General features: G+C 64.6%; 17 protein-coding genes. 8 read left to right on the top strand and 9 right to left on the bottom strand.

The features are described from left to right. Positions 1–1,194, top strand: coding sequence for an acetate/propionate family kinase (locus IVA79_RS28570; RefSeq protein WP_247559299.1), 1,194 nt, complete (start codon positions 1–3; stop codon positions 1,192–1,194). Between the two features lie 129 nt (positions 1,195–1,323). On the opposite strand, the gene IVA79_RS28565 is transcribed toward IVA79_RS28570, so the two are convergent. Further along, complete coding sequence (locus IVA79_RS28565; RefSeq protein WP_247559297.1) at positions 1,324–2,163, bottom strand: RMD1 family protein; 840 nt, start codon at positions 2,161–2,163, stop codon at positions 1,324–1,326. A gap of 323 nt (positions 2,164–2,486) precedes the next feature. Between IVA79_RS28565 and IVA79_RS28560 the strand changes: the two genes are divergently transcribed. Beyond that, positions 2,487–3,062, top strand: a complete 576-nt coding sequence (locus IVA79_RS28560; RefSeq protein WP_247559295.1) for a glycosyl transferase — start codon at positions 2,487–2,489, stop codon at positions 3,060–3,062. A 62-nt stretch (positions 3,063–3,124) separates the two neighbouring features. Then, complete coding sequence (locus tag IVA79_RS28555) at positions 3,125–4,084, top strand: bifunctional helix-turn-helix transcriptional regulator/GNAT family N-acetyltransferase (RefSeq protein ID WP_247559292.1); 960 nt, start codon at positions 3,125–3,127, stop codon at positions 4,082–4,084. Between the two features lie 155 nt (positions 4,085–4,239). On the opposite strand, the gene moaB is transcribed toward IVA79_RS28555, so the two are convergent. Further along, positions 4,240–4,803 carry a molybdenum cofactor biosynthesis protein B gene (moaB, locus tag IVA79_RS28550; RefSeq protein ID WP_247559289.1) on the bottom strand — a complete coding sequence of 188 codons (564 nt, stop codon included), beginning with the start codon at positions 4,801–4,803 and terminating at the stop codon, positions 4,240–4,242. 223 nt (positions 4,804–5,026) lie between these two features. Continuing rightward, positions 5,027–5,962, bottom strand: coding sequence for a neutral zinc metallopeptidase (locus IVA79_RS28545; protein WP_247559287.1), 936 nt, complete (start codon positions 5,960–5,962; stop codon positions 5,027–5,029). A 426-nt stretch (positions 5,963–6,388) separates the two neighbouring features. Here IVA79_RS28545 and IVA79_RS28540 point away from each other — a divergent pair, with 426 nt between their 5' ends. From IVA79_RS28540 to IVA79_RS28530, 3 genes are all read left to right on the top strand, one after another. Next, complete coding sequence (locus tag IVA79_RS28540) at positions 6,389–7,519, top strand: site-specific DNA-methyltransferase (RefSeq protein WP_276577539.1); 1,131 nt, start codon at positions 6,389–6,391, stop codon at positions 7,517–7,519. A gap of 193 nt (positions 7,520–7,712) precedes the next feature. Continuing rightward, positions 7,713–8,039, top strand: coding sequence for a hypothetical protein (locus IVA79_RS28535; protein WP_247559283.1), 327 nt, complete (start codon positions 7,713–7,715; stop codon positions 8,037–8,039). Between the two features lie 145 nt (positions 8,040–8,184). Then, complete coding sequence (locus IVA79_RS28530; protein WP_247559281.1) at positions 8,185–8,871, top strand: glutathione S-transferase N-terminal domain-containing protein; 687 nt, start codon at positions 8,185–8,187, stop codon at positions 8,869–8,871. A gap of 57 nt (positions 8,872–8,928) precedes the next feature. Here the strand turns inward: IVA79_RS28530 and IVA79_RS28525 are convergent, their stop codons facing one another. The 3 genes from IVA79_RS28525 to IVA79_RS28515 all read right to left on the bottom strand — a co-directional run bounded on the left by IVA79_RS28525 (position 8,929) and on the right by IVA79_RS28515 (position 11,911). Then, positions 8,929–10,938: a methyl-accepting chemotaxis protein gene (locus tag IVA79_RS28525; protein WP_247559278.1), complete on the bottom strand. Its 2,010-nt coding sequence runs from the start codon at positions 10,936–10,938 to the stop codon at positions 8,929–8,931. A 309-nt stretch (positions 10,939–11,247) separates the two neighbouring features. Next, a complete protein-coding gene (locus tag IVA79_RS28520; RefSeq protein ID WP_247559277.1) occupies positions 11,248–11,463 on the bottom strand; it encodes a DUF1127 domain-containing protein in 216 nt (71 codons plus the stop codon). A gap of 4 nt (positions 11,464–11,467) precedes the next feature. Continuing rightward, the gene (locus IVA79_RS28515) at positions 11,468–11,911 is read right to left on the bottom strand and encodes a nuclear transport factor 2 family protein (RefSeq protein WP_247559276.1); all 444 of its coding nucleotides are present in this window, start codon (positions 11,909–11,911) and stop codon (positions 11,468–11,470) included. Between the two features lie 90 nt (positions 11,912–12,001). Here IVA79_RS28515 and IVA79_RS28510 point away from each other — a divergent pair, with 90 nt between their 5' ends. After that, a complete protein-coding gene (locus tag IVA79_RS28510; protein WP_247559275.1) occupies positions 12,002–12,919 on the top strand; it encodes a LysR family transcriptional regulator in 918 nt (305 codons plus the stop codon). A gap of 155 nt (positions 12,920–13,074) precedes the next feature. On the opposite strand, the gene IVA79_RS28505 is transcribed toward IVA79_RS28510, so the two are convergent. After that, positions 13,075–13,695, bottom strand: coding sequence for a glutathione S-transferase family protein (locus tag IVA79_RS28505; protein ID WP_247559274.1), 621 nt, complete (start codon positions 13,693–13,695; stop codon positions 13,075–13,077). A 126-nt stretch (positions 13,696–13,821) separates the two neighbouring features. Between IVA79_RS28505 and IVA79_RS28500 the strand changes: the two genes are divergently transcribed. Beyond that, positions 13,822–15,102 carry a flavin-dependent oxidoreductase gene (locus tag IVA79_RS28500; protein ID WP_247559273.1) on the top strand — a complete coding sequence of 427 codons (1,281 nt, stop codon included), beginning with the start codon at positions 13,822–13,824 and terminating at the stop codon, positions 15,100–15,102. 117 nt (positions 15,103–15,219) lie between these two features. Here the strand turns inward: IVA79_RS28500 and IVA79_RS28495 are convergent, their stop codons facing one another. Both IVA79_RS28495 and mutY read right to left on the bottom strand, forming a co-directional pair. Continuing rightward, positions 15,220–15,639, bottom strand: coding sequence for a PaaI family thioesterase (locus tag IVA79_RS28495; RefSeq protein ID WP_247559272.1), 420 nt, complete (start codon positions 15,637–15,639; stop codon positions 15,220–15,222). A gap of 68 nt (positions 15,640–15,707) precedes the next feature. Continuing rightward, the gene (gene mutY / locus IVA79_RS28490; protein WP_247559271.1) at positions 15,708–16,808 is read right to left on the bottom strand and encodes an A/G-specific adenine glycosylase; all 1,101 of its coding nucleotides are present in this window, start codon (positions 16,806–16,808) and stop codon (positions 15,708–15,710) included. Between the last annotated feature and the right edge of the window lie 80 nt (positions 16,809–16,888).

Genomic DNA, 16,888 nt, shown 5'->3' with positions numbered 1-16,888 from the left:
ATGTCGGACACGGTCCTCGTCCTCAACTCGGGATCGTCGAGCATCAAGTTTGGCCTGTTCGATATCGCGGCGACTGAGCCCAGCCTGCTCTGCAAGGGCCTGCTCGACGAGCATGAGGCAAAGCCTGGGCTCGTGGTGAGGAGCCCCGCGGGTGACGACCTGTTCGAGACGCAAAGGGAAGCCGCGGATGCGGACGGCGGCCATCTGTTCGCCGAAATGCTCGCCTTCATCGAGGATCGGTTCGGCGAACGCAGCCTGCGCGCCGTCGGCCACCGCATCGTTCACGGCGGGCCGGATTATTCAGGCCCGGTCGCACTGACGGACGACGTGATCGCAAAGCTGGAGGCATTGACGCCGCTGGCACCGCTGCACCAGCCACGATGCCTCGCGCCGATTCGCACGTTCACGGCGATCCGGCCGGCGCTGACGCAGATCGCCTGTTTCGACACGGCCTTCCACCACGGCTTCGCGCCGCCCGCGAGCCGCTTCGCGATTCCGAGGCGTTTCGAGGAGCGCGGCGTCCGGCGTTACGGCTTTCACGGCCTCTCCTTCGAATATGTCGCGGGGCGCCTGGCCGAGATCGCGCCCGAGCTCGCGGCCAAGCGCACCGTCGTCGCGCATCTCGGCAACGGCGCCAGCCTGTGTGCGCTGCGCGACGGCCGCAGCATCGACACCACGATGGGACTGACGCCGCTCGACGGCCTCGTGATGGGCACGCGCTCAGGCACGATCGATCCCGGCGTCCTGCTCTATCTGCAACAACACGAGAACATGTCGGTCGAGGATGTCCAGCACCTGCTCTATCACGAGTCTGGCCTCCTCGGCGTTTCCGGCCTCTCCGCGGACATGCGCACGCTGCTGGCGAGCAGCGAGGTTGCTGCGCGAGAGGCGGTTGATCTGTTTGTCTTCCGTGCGGCACAGCAGATCGCGATAATGGCGACCACACTTGAAGGACTGGACTGTCTGGTCTTCACCGGCGGCATCGGCGAGCATGCCAAGGAGATCCGCAGCGGGATCGGCGAACGGCTCGGCTGGCTCGGTGTGCGGATCGATGCGGCTGCGAACGATGGCGCGCGCGAGCGGATCAACGGCAGCGACAGCGCCGTCGATGTGCTCGTCATTCCGACCAATGAAGAGCTGACGATCGCGCGGCATTGCATGGCGGTGCTACGAGCTACAGAAACAATATCGTAGGGTGGGCAAAGGCGCAAAGCGCCGTGCCCACGATCTTTCTCCGGCGGCGACAGGTGGTGGGCACGGCGCAAGAGCGCCTTTGCCCACCCTACGATGTCCGAACCGCGGAGAAATCGCCCGCTCTCGGTCCTAATGCGTGCCCGACCATATCTGGAAACACCCGATCGCGACCTCGATCACGATCAGCACCACCACCGCGATCTCGAGGCGCAGCGAGCGCTGGGTGTCGATGATGTCGGCGAGCGCGTTGGCGGTCTCCGACACCGCGGTGAGCTTGCGTTCGAGCGTGTCGAGGCGCTCCTTCAATTCGTATTCGTCTTCGAGACGGGAATAGAGCCGGTCGAGCTCGGGCTTCTCCCAGAGCACGTCGGGCTTCTCGGCGATCGCGACGCGGCCGGCGACGCGCTGCTGCACCAGCAGTGCATTGCCGATCAGTTGCAGGATACCCCGGCGCCGGCGCGGCGTGCGGCCGCGTTCGGCGAGCTGCCGCGCAAAGGGCTCGATCACATCGAAGACCGCGGCGACGCGACGTTCGTCGCGCGCCAGCGACGTGCTCTTGGCGAGCGCATCCGCAACCAGCAACAGCCGGTCGTCGGAGAATTTGGCGAGGCAGATCGGCCCGCCCGGCTGGATCGCCTCGGCGGCCTCATCGTTGCAAAGCTGCGCGTGCGCGATCTCCTCCTCAAAGGGACTGAACTCTCCGGTCACGCGTGACTTCAAGTTGTCGACCAGAACCTTCTCCTCCGAAGGGAGCAGGCCGATCAGCACCACGACGCCGTAGCGGAAGATCACGGCAAGACCGGCATGAACGCGGAAGGCGGCCGGGGTGGACGAGACCAGCGTGCCGATCTCCAAGCCGGAGGCATTGATGCGGTCACCCAGCATCAGCGCCCGGATCCGCAAGGTCGGCGCAACCGCCTGCTTCGGCGATGTTGGCGCCGTACCAACGGAGAGTCGATCGGCGTTCATGTGAAGCCTCCGCTGGCACCAAAGTCACACATTTCCCGTTCGACCTTTCCTGCAAGGCGCATCCTCCTTGCATGAGCCAACTGCCCGCGCGCCGCGCGATGCTGCCGTGAAACTACGGGTTAACCCGCTCGGGATGAGCTTGTGCCGAAACATTTGGCAACCTTGCAAGCCGGCCCATGACACATTTGGCTGGGATAGCTGCTGCAGTTTACCATCGCACGCCGAAGGCCCGCGAGAAAGTTGCGCTCGGCAACGCCACGTGTTTATGACAACATCATAACGAGCTACGCTTCTCCCGAAGTGCGGACATTGAAGCCTCAATCATGCTGAGCGTCATCATTCCGACCGAAGGCGTCGAGCAGACAGCGGTGGCGACTCTCGCCGCGCTGGTCCCCGGCGCCACCGCCGGAATCATCAGTGAGGTGCTCCTGGTCGACGGCACCCGCAACGGCGTCATCGAGCGCGTTGCCGATGTTGCAGGCTGCCGTTTCATCGGCTTCGAGGGACCCTCGCAAGGTGCCGCACTCGCGGCCGGCGCACTCCAGGCCCGCTCGCCGTGGCTGATGTTCCTGCCCGCGGGCGCCGTGCTGGAAACCGGTTGGATCGAGGAAACCACCCAGTTCATCCAGGCCGTCGCGACCAGCGGACGGGACCGTGCTGCGGTGTTCCGCTATGCGCGCGCCCCTTACACCGATACCGGATTGCGCGACATCATCCGCGCCGTGGTGCGCAAGCTTGTCGGACCGCTCAGCGATCAGGGACTTTTGATCGCGCGAGACCATTACGACCGGATCGGCGGTTACCCGCCGCAGGCTCGCCGTTCCGAGGCGCGGCTGCTCCGGCGGCTCGGCCGCTCGTCCCGGACCATGTTGCGCAGCCGCATCGTCATGGCCGGCTGACGCCACCTGATACTTGCCAACGTCAAATAATTAATTGACAATGGCAAATATCGAGGTGTCCCATGCCATCCCAGTCTTCGCCATCAACCCCTGCAGCCGAACCGGTCGCCGACGATCAAATCGCAGCGGTCCGCGCCTTCAACCGCTTCTACACCCGCAAGCTCGGTGTGCTCGACCAGCACCTTGGAAAGACCCCGTTTTCGCTCAGCGAGGCCCGGGTGCTCTATGAACTCGCGCATCGCGACGACCTGGCGGCAAAACAGATCGGACTCGAGCTTGGTCTCGACCCTGGCTATCTCAGCCGCATCGTCCAAAACTTCGACGAGAAAGGGCTGATCACGCGACGCCCCCTGCCCGCCGATCGCAGGCAATACCAGCTCAGCCTCACCGCCAAGGGCCGCCAGACCTACGCCAAGCTGAACTTGAGTTCGCAAAACGAAGTCGGCGCAATGCTGGCTCCGCTTTCGGCCAGCGATGCGACGCGGCTCACGCACGCCATGGCGACCATCGAGGCCGTGCTGGAGCAACGTCGAAGCCAGCCCGCTTCTTTCATGCTGCGCAGCCATCGCGTCGGCGACATGGGCTGGGTCATCTCCCGACAGGCCGCCGCCTATGCCGCGGACTACAACTGGGACATCAGCTACGAGGCGCTGGTCGCCGAGATCTGCGCGCAGTTCATCAAGAATTACGACCCCGCGCGCGAGCACTGCTGGATCGCCGAAGTCGGGGGCGAGCCGGTCGGCTCGATCTTTCTGGTCAAGGCCACCGACGAGATCGCCAAGCTGCGCCTGTTGCAGGTCGAGAAGAAAGCGCGGGGCCTCGGCGTCGGCCGCGCGCTGGTCGAACAATGCATTCAGGGTGCCCACGAGCGGGGCTACAGCAAGATGACGTTGTGGACGCAAAGCATCCTGGTCGCCGCGCGCGGCATCTATAAGAGTGCAGGCTTCAAGCTCGTGAAGGAAGAGAAGCACCACAGCTTCGGTCAGGATCTGATTGGCGAGACGTGGGAGCGGGATCTGTAGCGCTGTCGCTATTGGTAAGGAATCGTAGGGTGGGCAAAGGCGCATAAGCGCCGTGCCCACGGACCCTGCATTGCGGACAGAGATCGTGGGCACGCTTCGCTTTGCCCACCCTACGATACTGATGATGCGGCGAGACTTGCGAGAACGATCCGTCCTTAGACCGTCGCGCCCTGCGCCTTCGGCCTTCGCAGATGCTCGTCCAGCCGCGGCATGATCTCGACGAAATTGCAGGGCCGCGTGCGGTAGTCGAGCTGGGCTGCAAGGATGCCATCCCAGCCGTCGCGGCAGGCGCCGGGAGAGCCTGGCAGGCAGAAGATATAGGTGGCAGCCGCGACGCCCGCTGTGGCGCGGCTCTGGATCGTCGACGTCCCGATCTTGGCGTGGCTCAACATGTGGAATGCGATCGAGAAACCGTCCATGCGCTTCTCGAACAGCGGTTCGATCGCCTCCGGCGTGACGTCGCGCCCGGTGAAGCCGGTGCCGCCGGTGGTGATGACGACGTCGATGCCGCTATCTGCGATCCAGCGCCGGATCACGGCGCGGATCGCTTCGACGTCGTCAGTGACGATCTCGCGCGCGGCGAGATGATGGCCGGCCGCCAGCAGGCGGTCGGTCAGCGTCTGGCCCGACTTGTCATCCGCGAGGACGCGCGTGTCTGACACGGTGAGCACCGCGATGTTGAGCGGGATGAACTGTTTGGATTCGTCGATAGAGGCCATAGCGCTGCACCCTTCTCTCAACACCCACCACCGTCATCCTGAGGTGCGCGCCGTGCGGTGCAAGCGCACCGCAGGGCAAGCCTCGAAGGATGAACCACGGGCTCCGCCATCCTTCGAGGCTCGCCGAAGAGGCGAGCACCTCAGGATGACGGCACTACTCCCGGATTCCGAAATGCGCAATCGCGCATCATAATTCGCGCTGCGTCCGGGGCACGAACCTTCGTTACAACGCCCCGGCGCCGAACGTGTTGCAGGCCTGGACCGTGCCCTGCTGGTAGCCGGTCATGAACCATTGCTTGCGTTGCGCGGCCGAGCCATGGGTGAAGGAGTCAGGAACCACCCGTCCGGTGGCCTGACGCTGCAACGTATCGTCGCCGATCGCACTGGCCGTGGTCAGCGCGGCGTCGATGTCGCCGGGCTCGAGGAAGTTCGGACGCTTCTTCGCCTCGCGATTGACCCAGACGCCGGACAGGCAGTCGGCCTGCAACTCGACCTTCACCTGGAGCGCATTCGCCTCCGCCTTCGAGCCGGCCTGCTGCTGCAGCCGCGTCACCCGCGGAATGATGCCGAGCAGGTTCTGGATGTGATGGCCGGCTTCATGCGCGATGATGTAGGCCGTGGTGAAATTGCACGCCGACTTGCCGGAGCAGCCGCGGAAGCGCGTCTCGACCTCGCGGAAGAAGCCGGTGTCGAGGAAGATGGTGCGGTCCGGCGGACAATAGAACGGGCCCATCGCCGATTGCGCCATGCCGCAGCGTCCGCCATTGGTGGCGTTCCGGAACAACACGATCTTCGGACCGGTGTAGGACTGGCCCGAGGCCTGGAAGATCTCGCTCCAGCGGTCGTCGATTTCGCCGAGAATGCCGGAGATCATGCTGCCCATCTCGTCGGTCGGCGCGCCGCGCTTGCCCGAGGACGCCTGGCGATCGGTCTGGTAGGTCGGTGCATGGCCGCCGCCGGTGAGAATCTCGGCGCCGCCGATCAGGATGCGCGGATCGATGCCGAAAGCGTAGCCGACGAGGCCAAGCACGATGATGGTGCCGATGCCGAGCCCGCCGCCGCCCATCGGCAGGCCGAACCCGCCCCCTCCACCGCCGCCGCCACCATCGTCGCGACGATCCTCGATGTCGTCGCTGCGGCGGAAGTCATCGTAACGCATGGCGGCATTCCCTTTGGAGTCCCCGATGTCCGGGGCCTTGATTCTCGTGGGCGCAAGAACACCAAGGCTCAACGCGCCACATACGTAAAATTTCCGTTGCCTTTATCAATATCGTGGCCGGCAAAAATTGCCTAGTGCGGCAACATGCCGATGCCAGCAATTTTTTCCGAGGGTCGAGCAATTTTTTCCGAGAGAATTTTGGAGCTTTTTTGCAGCCGGAGCTTCTCCCGCGACGCCGGGAATTACGAAACACACTGTAAAACACGGCGAATGCGCACGACAACGCACGTGCAAACCGCGACGCGAGGCCTGCTCACGAAAGCGGCGGGTTAAGTCGATTTTTACTTTGCCGCTTCAATGTAACGGTCAGTCGGTTGTTTGGTCCCGCGTCGCCGACAGCGTCGCCTGAGTCAGAGTTCTTGAGTCATGGTAGAGTCGCGTCGCGGGGCGTCTGCAAGGGCGCCCCGCACAAATTTCGAGTCTCCGTCGCATCGCATCATCCTCGGCGATTGCGTCGCCGAGATGTCGAAGCTTCAGGCTGGTTCGGTCGATCTCGTGTTCGCCGATCCGCCCTACAATCTCCAGCTCAAGGGCGATCTCAAGCGCCCCGACGAATCCCATGTCGATGCCGTCGACGACGATTGGGACAAGTTCGATTCGTTCTCCGCCTATGACGATTTCACCCGCGCCTGGCTGCTTGCTGCCCGCCGCGCGATGAAGCCGTCGGCGACGATCTGGGTGATCGGCTCCTATCACAACATCTTCCGCGTCGGCGCGATCATGCAGGACCTCGGCTTCTGGCTCCTGAACGACATCGTCTGGCGCAAGTCGAACCCGATGCCGAATTTCCGCGGCCGCCGCTTCACCAACGCGCACGAGACCATGATCTGGGCCGCGCGCGATGAAAAGGCCAGGGGCTACACGTTCAATTACGAGGCGCTGAAGGCCGCCAACGAGGACGTGCAGGCGCGTTCCGACTGGCTGATCCCGCTCTGCACCGGCGAGGAGCGCCTCAAGGGCGCCGACGGCAAGAAAGTGCATCCGACGCAGAAGCCGGAAGGCCTGCTCGCGCGCGTGCTGCTGTCCTCGTCCAAGCCCGGCGATCTCGTGATCGATCCGTTCAACGGCACCGGCACCACCGGTGCGGTCGCAAAACGCCTCGGCCGCTCCTATATCGGCTTCGAGCGCGACAAGATCTATGCCAAGGCCGCCGAGGCGCGCATCGCCGCGGTCGAGCCGCTGCCGGAGGCAAGCCTCGCCCCGTTCATGACCGCGCGTGAAGCGCCGCGGGTCGCGTTCTCCGAACTGATCGAGCGCGGCATGATCATGCCCGGCACGAAGCTGTTTGACGCCAAGAAGAAGCTCGGCGCATTGGTGCGTGCCGACGGCGCCATCATGTTCGGCGACAAGGTCGGCTCGATCCACCGCATCGGTGCGGTGGCCCAAGGCGCGCAAGCCTGCAATGGCTGGACGTTCTGGCACATCGAGACCAAGAAGGGTCTCAAGCTGATCGACGAGCTGCGCGCCGAAATCCGCGCGGGCATGGCGGCGGAGTAGTCGCTTCCGATCTCACCGCCCTCGTAGGGTGGGCAAAGGCGCTCTTGCGCCGTGCCCACCAATCTTTCCGGATTGCACGGAGATCGTGGGCACGCTTCGCTTTGCCCACCCTACGGCGCCTACGGCACCTTGAATGGGGCGACATCCAGGATTAGATTCGTCCCATCAGCCCCGTCCTGGCCGGCCTAGTCCCATGCGACGACAGTCCGAGACATTGCTGTTGGTGCCGCTGCTGCCGATCTTCCTGGTCGGCATGTTTCCGATGTTCCTGATCGCCCTGCTCGGATTCTTCGGCCTCGCGCTGTTCGGCGTGCTCGTGATCTGTGTCGGGCTCGCCAGCAGCAACGAGGCTCACGACAATTTCAATCACGACGTCATTGTGCATGGCTATTCGCGCGGATCGGAGCGCAAGGCGCGGGCCGGCGACATGCATCTCGCCACGCGGCTCGGGCTGCGCCTGGAGGCGGTCGGCGCGGCGATGGTCATTACGGCGGCGATCGGCCTTTGTTACGCCGGCTGATCTGCGCAGGGCGCAGATACCGCCCGGCAAACTCGCCGGTTGCTCTCCCTAAGGAGGTTCGGGCAAGAGAAGACGACCCCGCGGCGATGGCGCTGCGTTCGCACTTGGCAAGAGACATTGGCAAGAAACACTGGGGAGATGTGTGATGCTCAAATTCTATTTCAACGGATCGCCGAACCCGACCAAGGTCGCGCTCTATCTCGAAGAGTCCGGCCTGCCCTACGAACCGGTGAAGATCGACACCCGCACGGGCGAGCAATTCACGGCGGACTATCTGAAGGTCAATCCGAACGCCAAGGTGCCGGCGATCGACGACAATGGGACGATCGTGTTCGATTCGAACGCCATCCTGCTCTACCTCGCCGAAAAGACCGGCAAGTTCCTGCCCTCGGCCAGCGCGCGCGGCGAGATGCTGTCATGGCTGATGTTCATCGCCACCGGGGTCGGGCCGTATTCGGGCCAGGCGGTGCACTTCAAGCATTTTGCGCCGAAGGATCAGAACCACGACTACGCCCATAACCGTTACCAGTACGAGACCGATCGCCACTACAGGATTCTCGACAGCCACCTCGAAGGCCGCCGCACCATGGTCGGCGACAGCTATTCGATCGTCGACATGGCGTTGTGGGGCTGGGCGCGGATGGTGCCGTTCAAGCTCGGCGACGACGCCTTTGCGCGATACCCGAACGTGAAGCGGCTGGTGGACGAGATCTCGGCGCGCCCGGCAGCGGCGCGCGCGATCGCCCTGAAGGACAAATTCACGTTCAAGGCCGAGATGGACGATGAGGCGCGCGCCAACATGTTCAAGCACATGACGACCAAGGTCGCCTGATCGCGCCACAACACAATGAAGGGCCACGCGCGTGCGCGTGGCCCTTTGCTTTTCAGCTCAGGCGGCGTGGACCGAGTTCAGGAACTTGGCAACTTCCTGCTTCAACCGGTTGCTGTCGGCCGACAGCAAGCGCGCCGCCGAGAGCACCTGCGAGGAGGCCGAGCCAGTCTCGGACGCCCCGCGCTGCACGTCGCCAATATTGGTCGAGACGCGCTGGGTGCCCTGGGCGGCCTGCAGCACGTTACGCGAGATCTCCTGCGTGGCCGCCCCCTGCTGCTCCACCGCAGCGGCGACCGCAGAGGAGATCTCCGACAACCGCTCGATGGTGCCGCTGATCTCCCTGATGGCGCCGACCGATTGCTCGGTAGCCGCCTGGATGTTCGCGATCTGCTGGCCGATCTCGCCGGTCGCCTTCGCAGTCTGCTCGGCGAGCGCCTTGACCTCGGTGGCGACGACGGCGAAGCCGCGGCCGGCATCGCCCGCACGTGCCGCCTCGATGGTGGCATTGAGTGCGAGGAGGTTGGTCTGACCGGCAATGGTGCTGATCAGCTCGACGACGTCGCCGATCCGGGCCGCGGCCTTGGAGAGCTCGCCGACGCGGTCGTTGGTTCGGCTCGCCTGACCGACGGCGTCGACCGCGATGCGGGCAGATTCCTGCACCTGGCGCGCGATCTCGCCGACCGAGGATGACAGTTCCTCGGTCGCGGTGGCGACCGCCTGGACATTCGCGGTGGCTTCCTGGGATGCGGAGGCCACCTCGGTCGACAGGTCCCGGGCGCGCGAGGCCGTCGCGGTCAAGGTGCCGGCGGAGGCTTCGAGTTGGCTCGATGCCGACGACACGGTGTCGACGATCTCGCCGACCGCCTGCTCGAACTGGTCGGCGAGCCTGACCATGTCCTTCTTGCGACCTTCCGCCTGCCGCGCCTCGAGCTCGCTCTGCTCGGCGCGCATGCGCTCGGTGTCGATCATGTTGTCCTTGAACACCTCGATCGCCTTGGCCATGTCGCCGATCTCGTCGGCCTTACCGCGGCCGGGGATCTCGATCTCGAGATTGCCGCCGGCAAGCTGCCCCATCGCGCGCGTCATCGAGGCCAGGGGACCGACGATGCTGCGGGCGATCAGGAAGGCGACGATGCCGCCGAACACGATGGCAAGCCCGCCTGCGATCTCCTGAACAGTCGTCGTGCTGGCGATCACGGCTTCGGCCTGGCTGCGCGAGTCCTGATAGTCCTTCTTCAGGGTCGTTTCCGCGGCCTTGAGCCTGCCAATGCTGTCGACGATGAGGGGCGCGAGGTTCTTGTGATAGATCTCGTCGGCCTGAAGCATCGCAGCGGATGTCGTCTCGAACGCCGATTTGTAGATTCCGAGCGAGGTCTTCACCGGCGCAAGGGTGGCTCGCAAATTGGCCGCCTGCGGGCTCTTCTCGATCGCCGCGAGCCGTTGCGCTGCCCTGTCCACACTCGCCCTGAAATTCGCAGGCCCCTGCGCGTCGCGCAGTGCCAGAAAACGCCAGTTTGCGACGCGAACAAGCAGGGTCCTGGATTCGAGGTCGGCGACCAGGGCTGCGGTGTCTTCGTCGACGGCCGCGCGCGCCGCATCGACCAGCTTGCCCATCTTGACGGCCAGCTCCTCCCCGCTCGGCAGCAACGTCGCCTTGCCCGTTCTCGCCTCGTTGACGGCGTCTCCGAGGTTGTCACGCAGGCGTCGCATCTTGGCAATGTCCTCGACGAGGCCGTTGTAGAGCGCTCGCCGCTCCTCCGAAAGCGTCCCCTTCGCGCCGACCCGCAACAGCTCGATCGCCGCCGTTTCCCGCTCTTGCGCCTCCTTCATCGCGGACTCATCGGCGTCGTAGACGTAACGCAGATTGGCCCGCTGGATCGCCTGAAGATGGGTCGATATCTCCAAGACCCGCGCCGTGCTGTCCGAAAGCGCGGATTGTCTTGCGACCTGATCCTGCACCGCCCGCAAATTCCAGACGGCAACCACTGCCATCACAAGTCCAACCACGACCAAGGCCATGAAGCCTGCGTACAGGCGTCCCCTGATCCGCAAACGAAACTTCGGCATTCCCACTGTCCACCCAGATGCATTTCACTTCGAGCGGCCGAACAATTCCGGCAAATCGTCACGGCCACCCTGGCAGCCGCGCGTCTTTGCGACCCACGCTGCACTGCGACACAATGGGGGACACTCGTTAATTGAACCTTCCCATTTTTCGCGCGCGCCAAACTGGCGCGGATAAAATCTGCTGATTTTATAGCCAGTTGCTAGGTCTATGCGCGAGGCGCGCGCCCCCATGCAGCTGCCTGCATGGGGGCGCCCTGATGCGGGCTTGTCTGCCGGTGTCCTGCTCGCAATTTCCCTCCCTCTCGATTGTCATCTTCGCCGGGTGGGCATCTTCAGCTCATACTCGATTTCCGAACGAGTCATCCCGCAGTCCTGAAGCTCCCGCTCGCTCATGGCGGCGAGTTGGCAGCGTTGGCGAGAGCGCTGCCGTCGGGTCCGGACAATCTCCGCCAGCGTTCGCCAGACCGACGCGACCCGTGCAAATCGGGATGGGCACCGCCCGTTGGCAGGCCAGATCGCGCTCAAGCCGTCAGCCCGCGGCGCGCGCGGCCGTTTGTGGAAACGGGCCCAGCGCCTTCTCGGTCAGGATCGAGTCGCAATATTCGCGGATTTCCTTGATCTTGCCGTCCTCGATACGAAACACCAGGCAATAGTCGTTGTCGTAGCGCACGCCTTCAGGCGTGACGTTGTCGCCCTTGGCTTCCACCACGACGATGTCGCCGTCGGCGATGAAACGGTGCGCGACCGTGCGCGTGCGGTCGCGCAGACGGGTGCGTACATAGCCGTGCAGATCGTTGAGGATCGCCTCCTTGCCCGCAAAGGTGCGGGACCAGGAATATTGGCCGGTCACGACCCATCTGGCATCCTCGGCTAAGCTCGTGGTGAACAGGGCGCGGTCGCGCGCGGCCGGATCGGGATTGGCGGCGGCGGCGAAAATATCCTGCAGCAGTTTCTTGTTGGCGGCAGCGCTCATGGCGGCATCTCCGTTGTTGGCAACACGAACATCATCGCCGCGACATCGTCATTCTTCAAATCGATAGCGAATATGATATATATTCACCTCATGAATTTGAATTCGCTCGACCTCAACCTGCTGACCGCCCTCGACGCGCTGCTGCGTGAGGCCAATGTCAGTCGGGCCGCGCTTCGGATCGGCCTGTCGCAGCCGGCGGCGAGCCACGCGCTGCAGCGCCTACGCGACATCTTCGGCGATCCGCTCTTGGTGCGAACCGGCGCGCGGATGGAGCTGACGCCACGAGCTCAGGCGCTGCGCGCACCACTGGCCCAGGCGCTCGACCAGGTGCGCGGGCTGTTCGTGCCCGAGGATTTCGACGCCGCGCGCAGCGAGCGGCAATTCCGCCTGATGATGCCGGACCTGGCGGTCGAGCTGTTGATGCCGCCGCTGATGGAGAAGGTAACGCGTCTTGCGCCCAACGTCCGCGTCGACATCGTGCCGTGGCGGGGACCTGCGATCTTCCACGCCGAATTCGCCCGCACCATCGATCTCGTGATCTCGATCGGCAACGCGTTCAAAGGCTTTCACCGCCAGCTGCTCTACATCGACCGTGACGCGCTGGCGGTGCGGCGCGGCCATCCCATCGGCGCCAAGCTGAAGCGGCGGGAGACGTTCCTGGCCGCACGCCATGTCGGCGTGGTCATCCGCGGCCAGCCCGAGGATCTGATCGACACATGGCTGCGCGCCAAGGGCATCGAACGGCATATTTCGCTGGTCGTGTCAGGCTATCTCGAAGCGCTGCACGTCGCCGCCCGTACCGACCTCGTCGCCTTCGTGCCGCGCCGGCTGATCGCCGCGCTGTCGAAGCAGCTCGGCCTCGTCACGGTGACGCCGCCGCTCGACCCTGGGATCGACGAGCAGTTCATGTTCCATCCGACCCGCGCGCAGATGGACCCCGGCTCGATCTGGCTGCGGCGGCTGATGCTGGAGACGGGACGGGAATTGGAGAAGCGAAAGGCTTCGTAACTTCGTAGGGTGGGTTAGCCCTGCGGCTGCGCGAAGCGCAGTCCGCTGGGCGTAACCCACCACTTCTGTCTCAGTGGAAACCAAAGAGGTGGGTTACGCCGCGTGACAGCGCTCCGCGCAGTCGCGCGGCTAACCCACCCTACGTTCCCGATGTTCTACGCCTTCTGCGCGGCCATCACCTTTGCCACCGCGGGACGGTCGGACATGCGCTTGAAGTGATCGGCAATCTTCGGCGTCGCGTTGATGTCGACGCTGTCGCCTTCGAGCCAGGTCGAGAGTGTGTAGAGGTAGGGATCGCAGATCGTGAACTGATCGCCCATCACCCAGGGGCCCCGAAACATCTTCTGCTCGATCAGAGAAAAGCAGGCCGCCATGGTCTTCGGGACCATCGCCTTCATGTCGGCGAACGAGCTTTCCTGCGTCGCCCAGCGCGCGCCGCGCATCTTGTGGGCATGGTTGATGTGCACGGTCGAGCAGAGATAGGAGTTGAACGACTGCACCTGGGCGAAGTCGAAGGGATCGTCGAGCGGCGCGAGCTTCGCCTTCGGAAACGTCTGCGCGAGGTAAGCCAGCATCGCCGGCGTCTCGGTGAGGACCCCGCGATCGGTCACCAGCGCCGGCACGCGGCCCTTCGGGTTGATCGCGAGATAGTCCGGGCTGGTCTGCTGGTTGTCCTTGAAGCTCAGCCGTTCGGCCGTGTAATCGGCGCCGGCCTCCTCCAGCGTGACGTAGGTGGCGAGCGCGCAGGTGCCGGTGGCGTAGTAGAGCTTGAGCATGGTGGACCTCATGAGGAAAAGCAGAGGTTAACGGCCCCTCGCCGCGCCGTCCATAGGCGACCTCTTCGCAGTTGCCCACCGCCGCCCGGCCATGCGAAGACGCGTCGATCGGAGGGGGAATTTGTCATGACGGTACTCATCGCCGGTGGCGGCATCGGCGGGCTGACGCTTGCGCTCAGCCTGCACGGAATCGGCGTTCCCGTAAAAGTGTTCGAGAGCGTCACTGAGCTGAAGCCGCTCGGCGTCGGCATCAACGTGCTGCCGCATGCGGTGCGCGAGCTGATCGAGCTCGGCCTGATGGACAAGTTGGACGCCGCCGGCGTGCGGACGCACGAACTCGCCTATTTCTCCAAGCACGGCAAACCGATCTGGAGCGAGCCGCGCGGGTTGGAAGCCGGCTACAAATGGCCGCAATTCTCGATCCATCGCGGCACCCTGCAGCAGCTCCTGCTCGACACCGCGGTCGAGCGGCTCGGCCGCGACAACATCCTCACCAGCCACCATCTGACCGGCTGGACCGAGACGGCCGAGGGCATCCGCGCCGACTTCATCGACAGGGCAACCGGCAAGGCCGCGGGGACGTATGACGGCGCGATCCTGATCGCCGCCGACGGCATCCATTCCGCCGCGCGCGAAAAGCTCTATCCTAATGAGGGCCCGCCGATCTGGAACGGCCGCATCCTCTGGCGCGGCGTCACGCCGGCAAAAGCCTTCCTCACCGGCCGCACCATGATCATGGCCGGCCACGAGATCCTGAAATTCGTCTGCTATCCGATCAGCAAGACCCCGGACGCGTCCGGCAACCATTTGATCAACTGGGTCGCCGAGCGCCACATGCCGCCGACCTATCAGTGGCGGCGTGAGGATTATAACCGCACCGCGCGGCTGGAGGAGTTTCTGCCCTGGTTCGAGAGCTGGCAGTTTGACTGGCTCGACGTGCCCGGCCTGATCAAGAACTGTCCGCACGCCTATGAATATCCGCTGGTGGACCGCGATCCGGTCTCGCAATGGACCTTCGGCAAGGTCACGCTGATGGGCGATGCCGCGCACCCGATGTACCCGATCGGATCGAATGGCGCCTCGCAGGCGATCCTCGATGCCCGCACCATCACCCGCGAGATTCTCGCACATGGACCAACGACGGCGGCGCTGCTCGCCTATGAGGCCGAGCGCCGGCCCGCGACCACCGACCTCGTCCTGCTCAACCGCAAGAACGGCCCGGAGCAGGTGATGCAGCTGGTCGAGGAGCGCGCGCCCGACGGGTATAAGGTCGTGACCGACGTGCTGTCGCAGCAGGAGCTGGAGGACATCGCCGCGAACTACAAGCGCGTCGCGGGATTCCAGGTGGAGGCGCTGAACGCCAAGCCACCGATCGTCAGCAAGGACGCACGGCTGTCCGGGACGTGATGCTCTCGAAGCGGTGCGCGTTGATGTGCCTCGCCGCTTGCGGGAGAGGGCAGTTCCGCTGGCCAAGGCTTCGGCGGACATGAAGGGAGAAGGGAAGAGGAATGTGCGGCGAGCTGCTTACTTGACCACCCTCGCCGCCTCCAGCAATCGCTCGCTCGCGCTTGCCGTCGCCAGCACCGTGCCGTCCTCCGCCATCAGCTTGCCCTCGACGAACGCAATGGTCTTGCCGAGCTGCGTCACCTTGGCCTCGCCGACGATCGGTCCGGGCCTTGCGGGGCAGAGGAAATTCACGGTCATGCTGATGGTCGTGGTGTAGAGCCGGCCCTCGCTCATCACCAGCACCGCCGGGCCCATGGTGTCGTCGAGCATGGCCGAGAGCATGCCACCCTGGATGAAGCCCGCCGGATTGCAGAACTCCGGCTTGCCCTCGAAGGCGAGCTTGATCCAGCCCTCCTCCGGACGGGCATCGAGCAGGCGCCAGCCGAGCAGTTCGGCGCAGGGCGGCCGTGGAAAGTTGTCGAGTGCGGTCTTGACCATTGGCAGCTCCGTTTCGCAATTCCCTAGCCCAGCGCTGCTGCCAGCGTGCTGTCAGGAGGATGGCCTGATCAAAGGTCCAGCGCGTGCGCAATGACCTTGCGCATGACGTTGGGCAGCGCTTCTCCGGCAAGAGTCGCGGTCGGCACCCAGCGCATGCCGTCAGGCGTACTCGTGCCCGCCTCCGCCTTCGCCGTATAGACCACGAGCTCGAGCGGAAAATGGGTGAAGACGTGGGTGACGACACCCACTTTGCGCTGCCAGCGCGACAAACCCTTCAGCTTCGGTGCCTGCTGCTTTGCGGTTGCATCATCCTGGCCGGCAAGCCAGTCCGAGCCGGGCACTTCCGTCATGCCGCCGAGCAGACCCTTTTCGGGCCTCGAGCGCACGAGCAGCTCGCCGCCGCGGGTGACGACGAAGGCGGCGCCGCGCCGCAACGTGCCGCTCTTCTTCGGCGCCTTGCGCGGAAAGCTCTCCTGCGTGCCTTGCGCGCGCGCGATGCAATCGTCGTTCAGCGGGCACAGCGAGCAGGCCGGCTTCTTCGGGGTGCAGATCGAGGCGCCGAGATCCATCAGCGCCTGTGCGCTGTCGCCGGCGCGCGTATCGGCAAGCAGAGTCGCCGCCAGTTGCTGGATCCGCGGCTTCGCTTGCGGCAGCTCCTCTTCGACCGCAAACAGCCGCGACACCACGCGCTCGATGTTGCCATCGACCGGCATGGTGCGGCGGTCGAAGGCGATCGCCGCGATCGCCGCCGCCGTGTAGGGCCCGATCCCCGGCAGCGCGCGCAGGCCCTCCTCCGTATCGGGAAAGACGCCGCCATGGTCGCGCGCCACGGCAATTGCGCAGGCATAGAGGTTGCGTGCGCGGGAGTAATAGCCGAGCCCGGCCCACATCCGCAGCACGTCATCCTGCGAGGCGTTTCCCAATGCTGTGACGTCAGGCCAACGCGCGACGAATTTTTCGAAATAGGGCCCGACCGCCTTCACTGTGGTCTGCTGCAGCATGATCTCCGATAGCCAGACGCGGTAAGGATCCGATGCCTCTCCGGGCGCCGCGCGCCAGGGCAATCGGCGGCGGTGGCGGTCATACCAGGCCAGCAGCAATGAGGGGCGAGCCGATGGCGTGGTCGCCGTCGTGCTCCGCTCCTTCTTGCGCGCGATCGTGGAGGACATTCGCCTTTACTAGAGGAGGATTCCAGTTGTGGCCAGCGCGGCCGGACCGTTGTGGGCTATAACGCCTTGCGTTATACACA

Source organism: Bradyrhizobium sp. 138 (assembly GCF_023074075.1).
In the GTDB taxonomy this organism is placed as follows: Bacteria; Pseudomonadota; Alphaproteobacteria; order Rhizobiales; family Xanthobacteraceae; genus Bradyrhizobium.
This window is presented reverse-complemented; position numbering and strand designations above follow the sequence as displayed.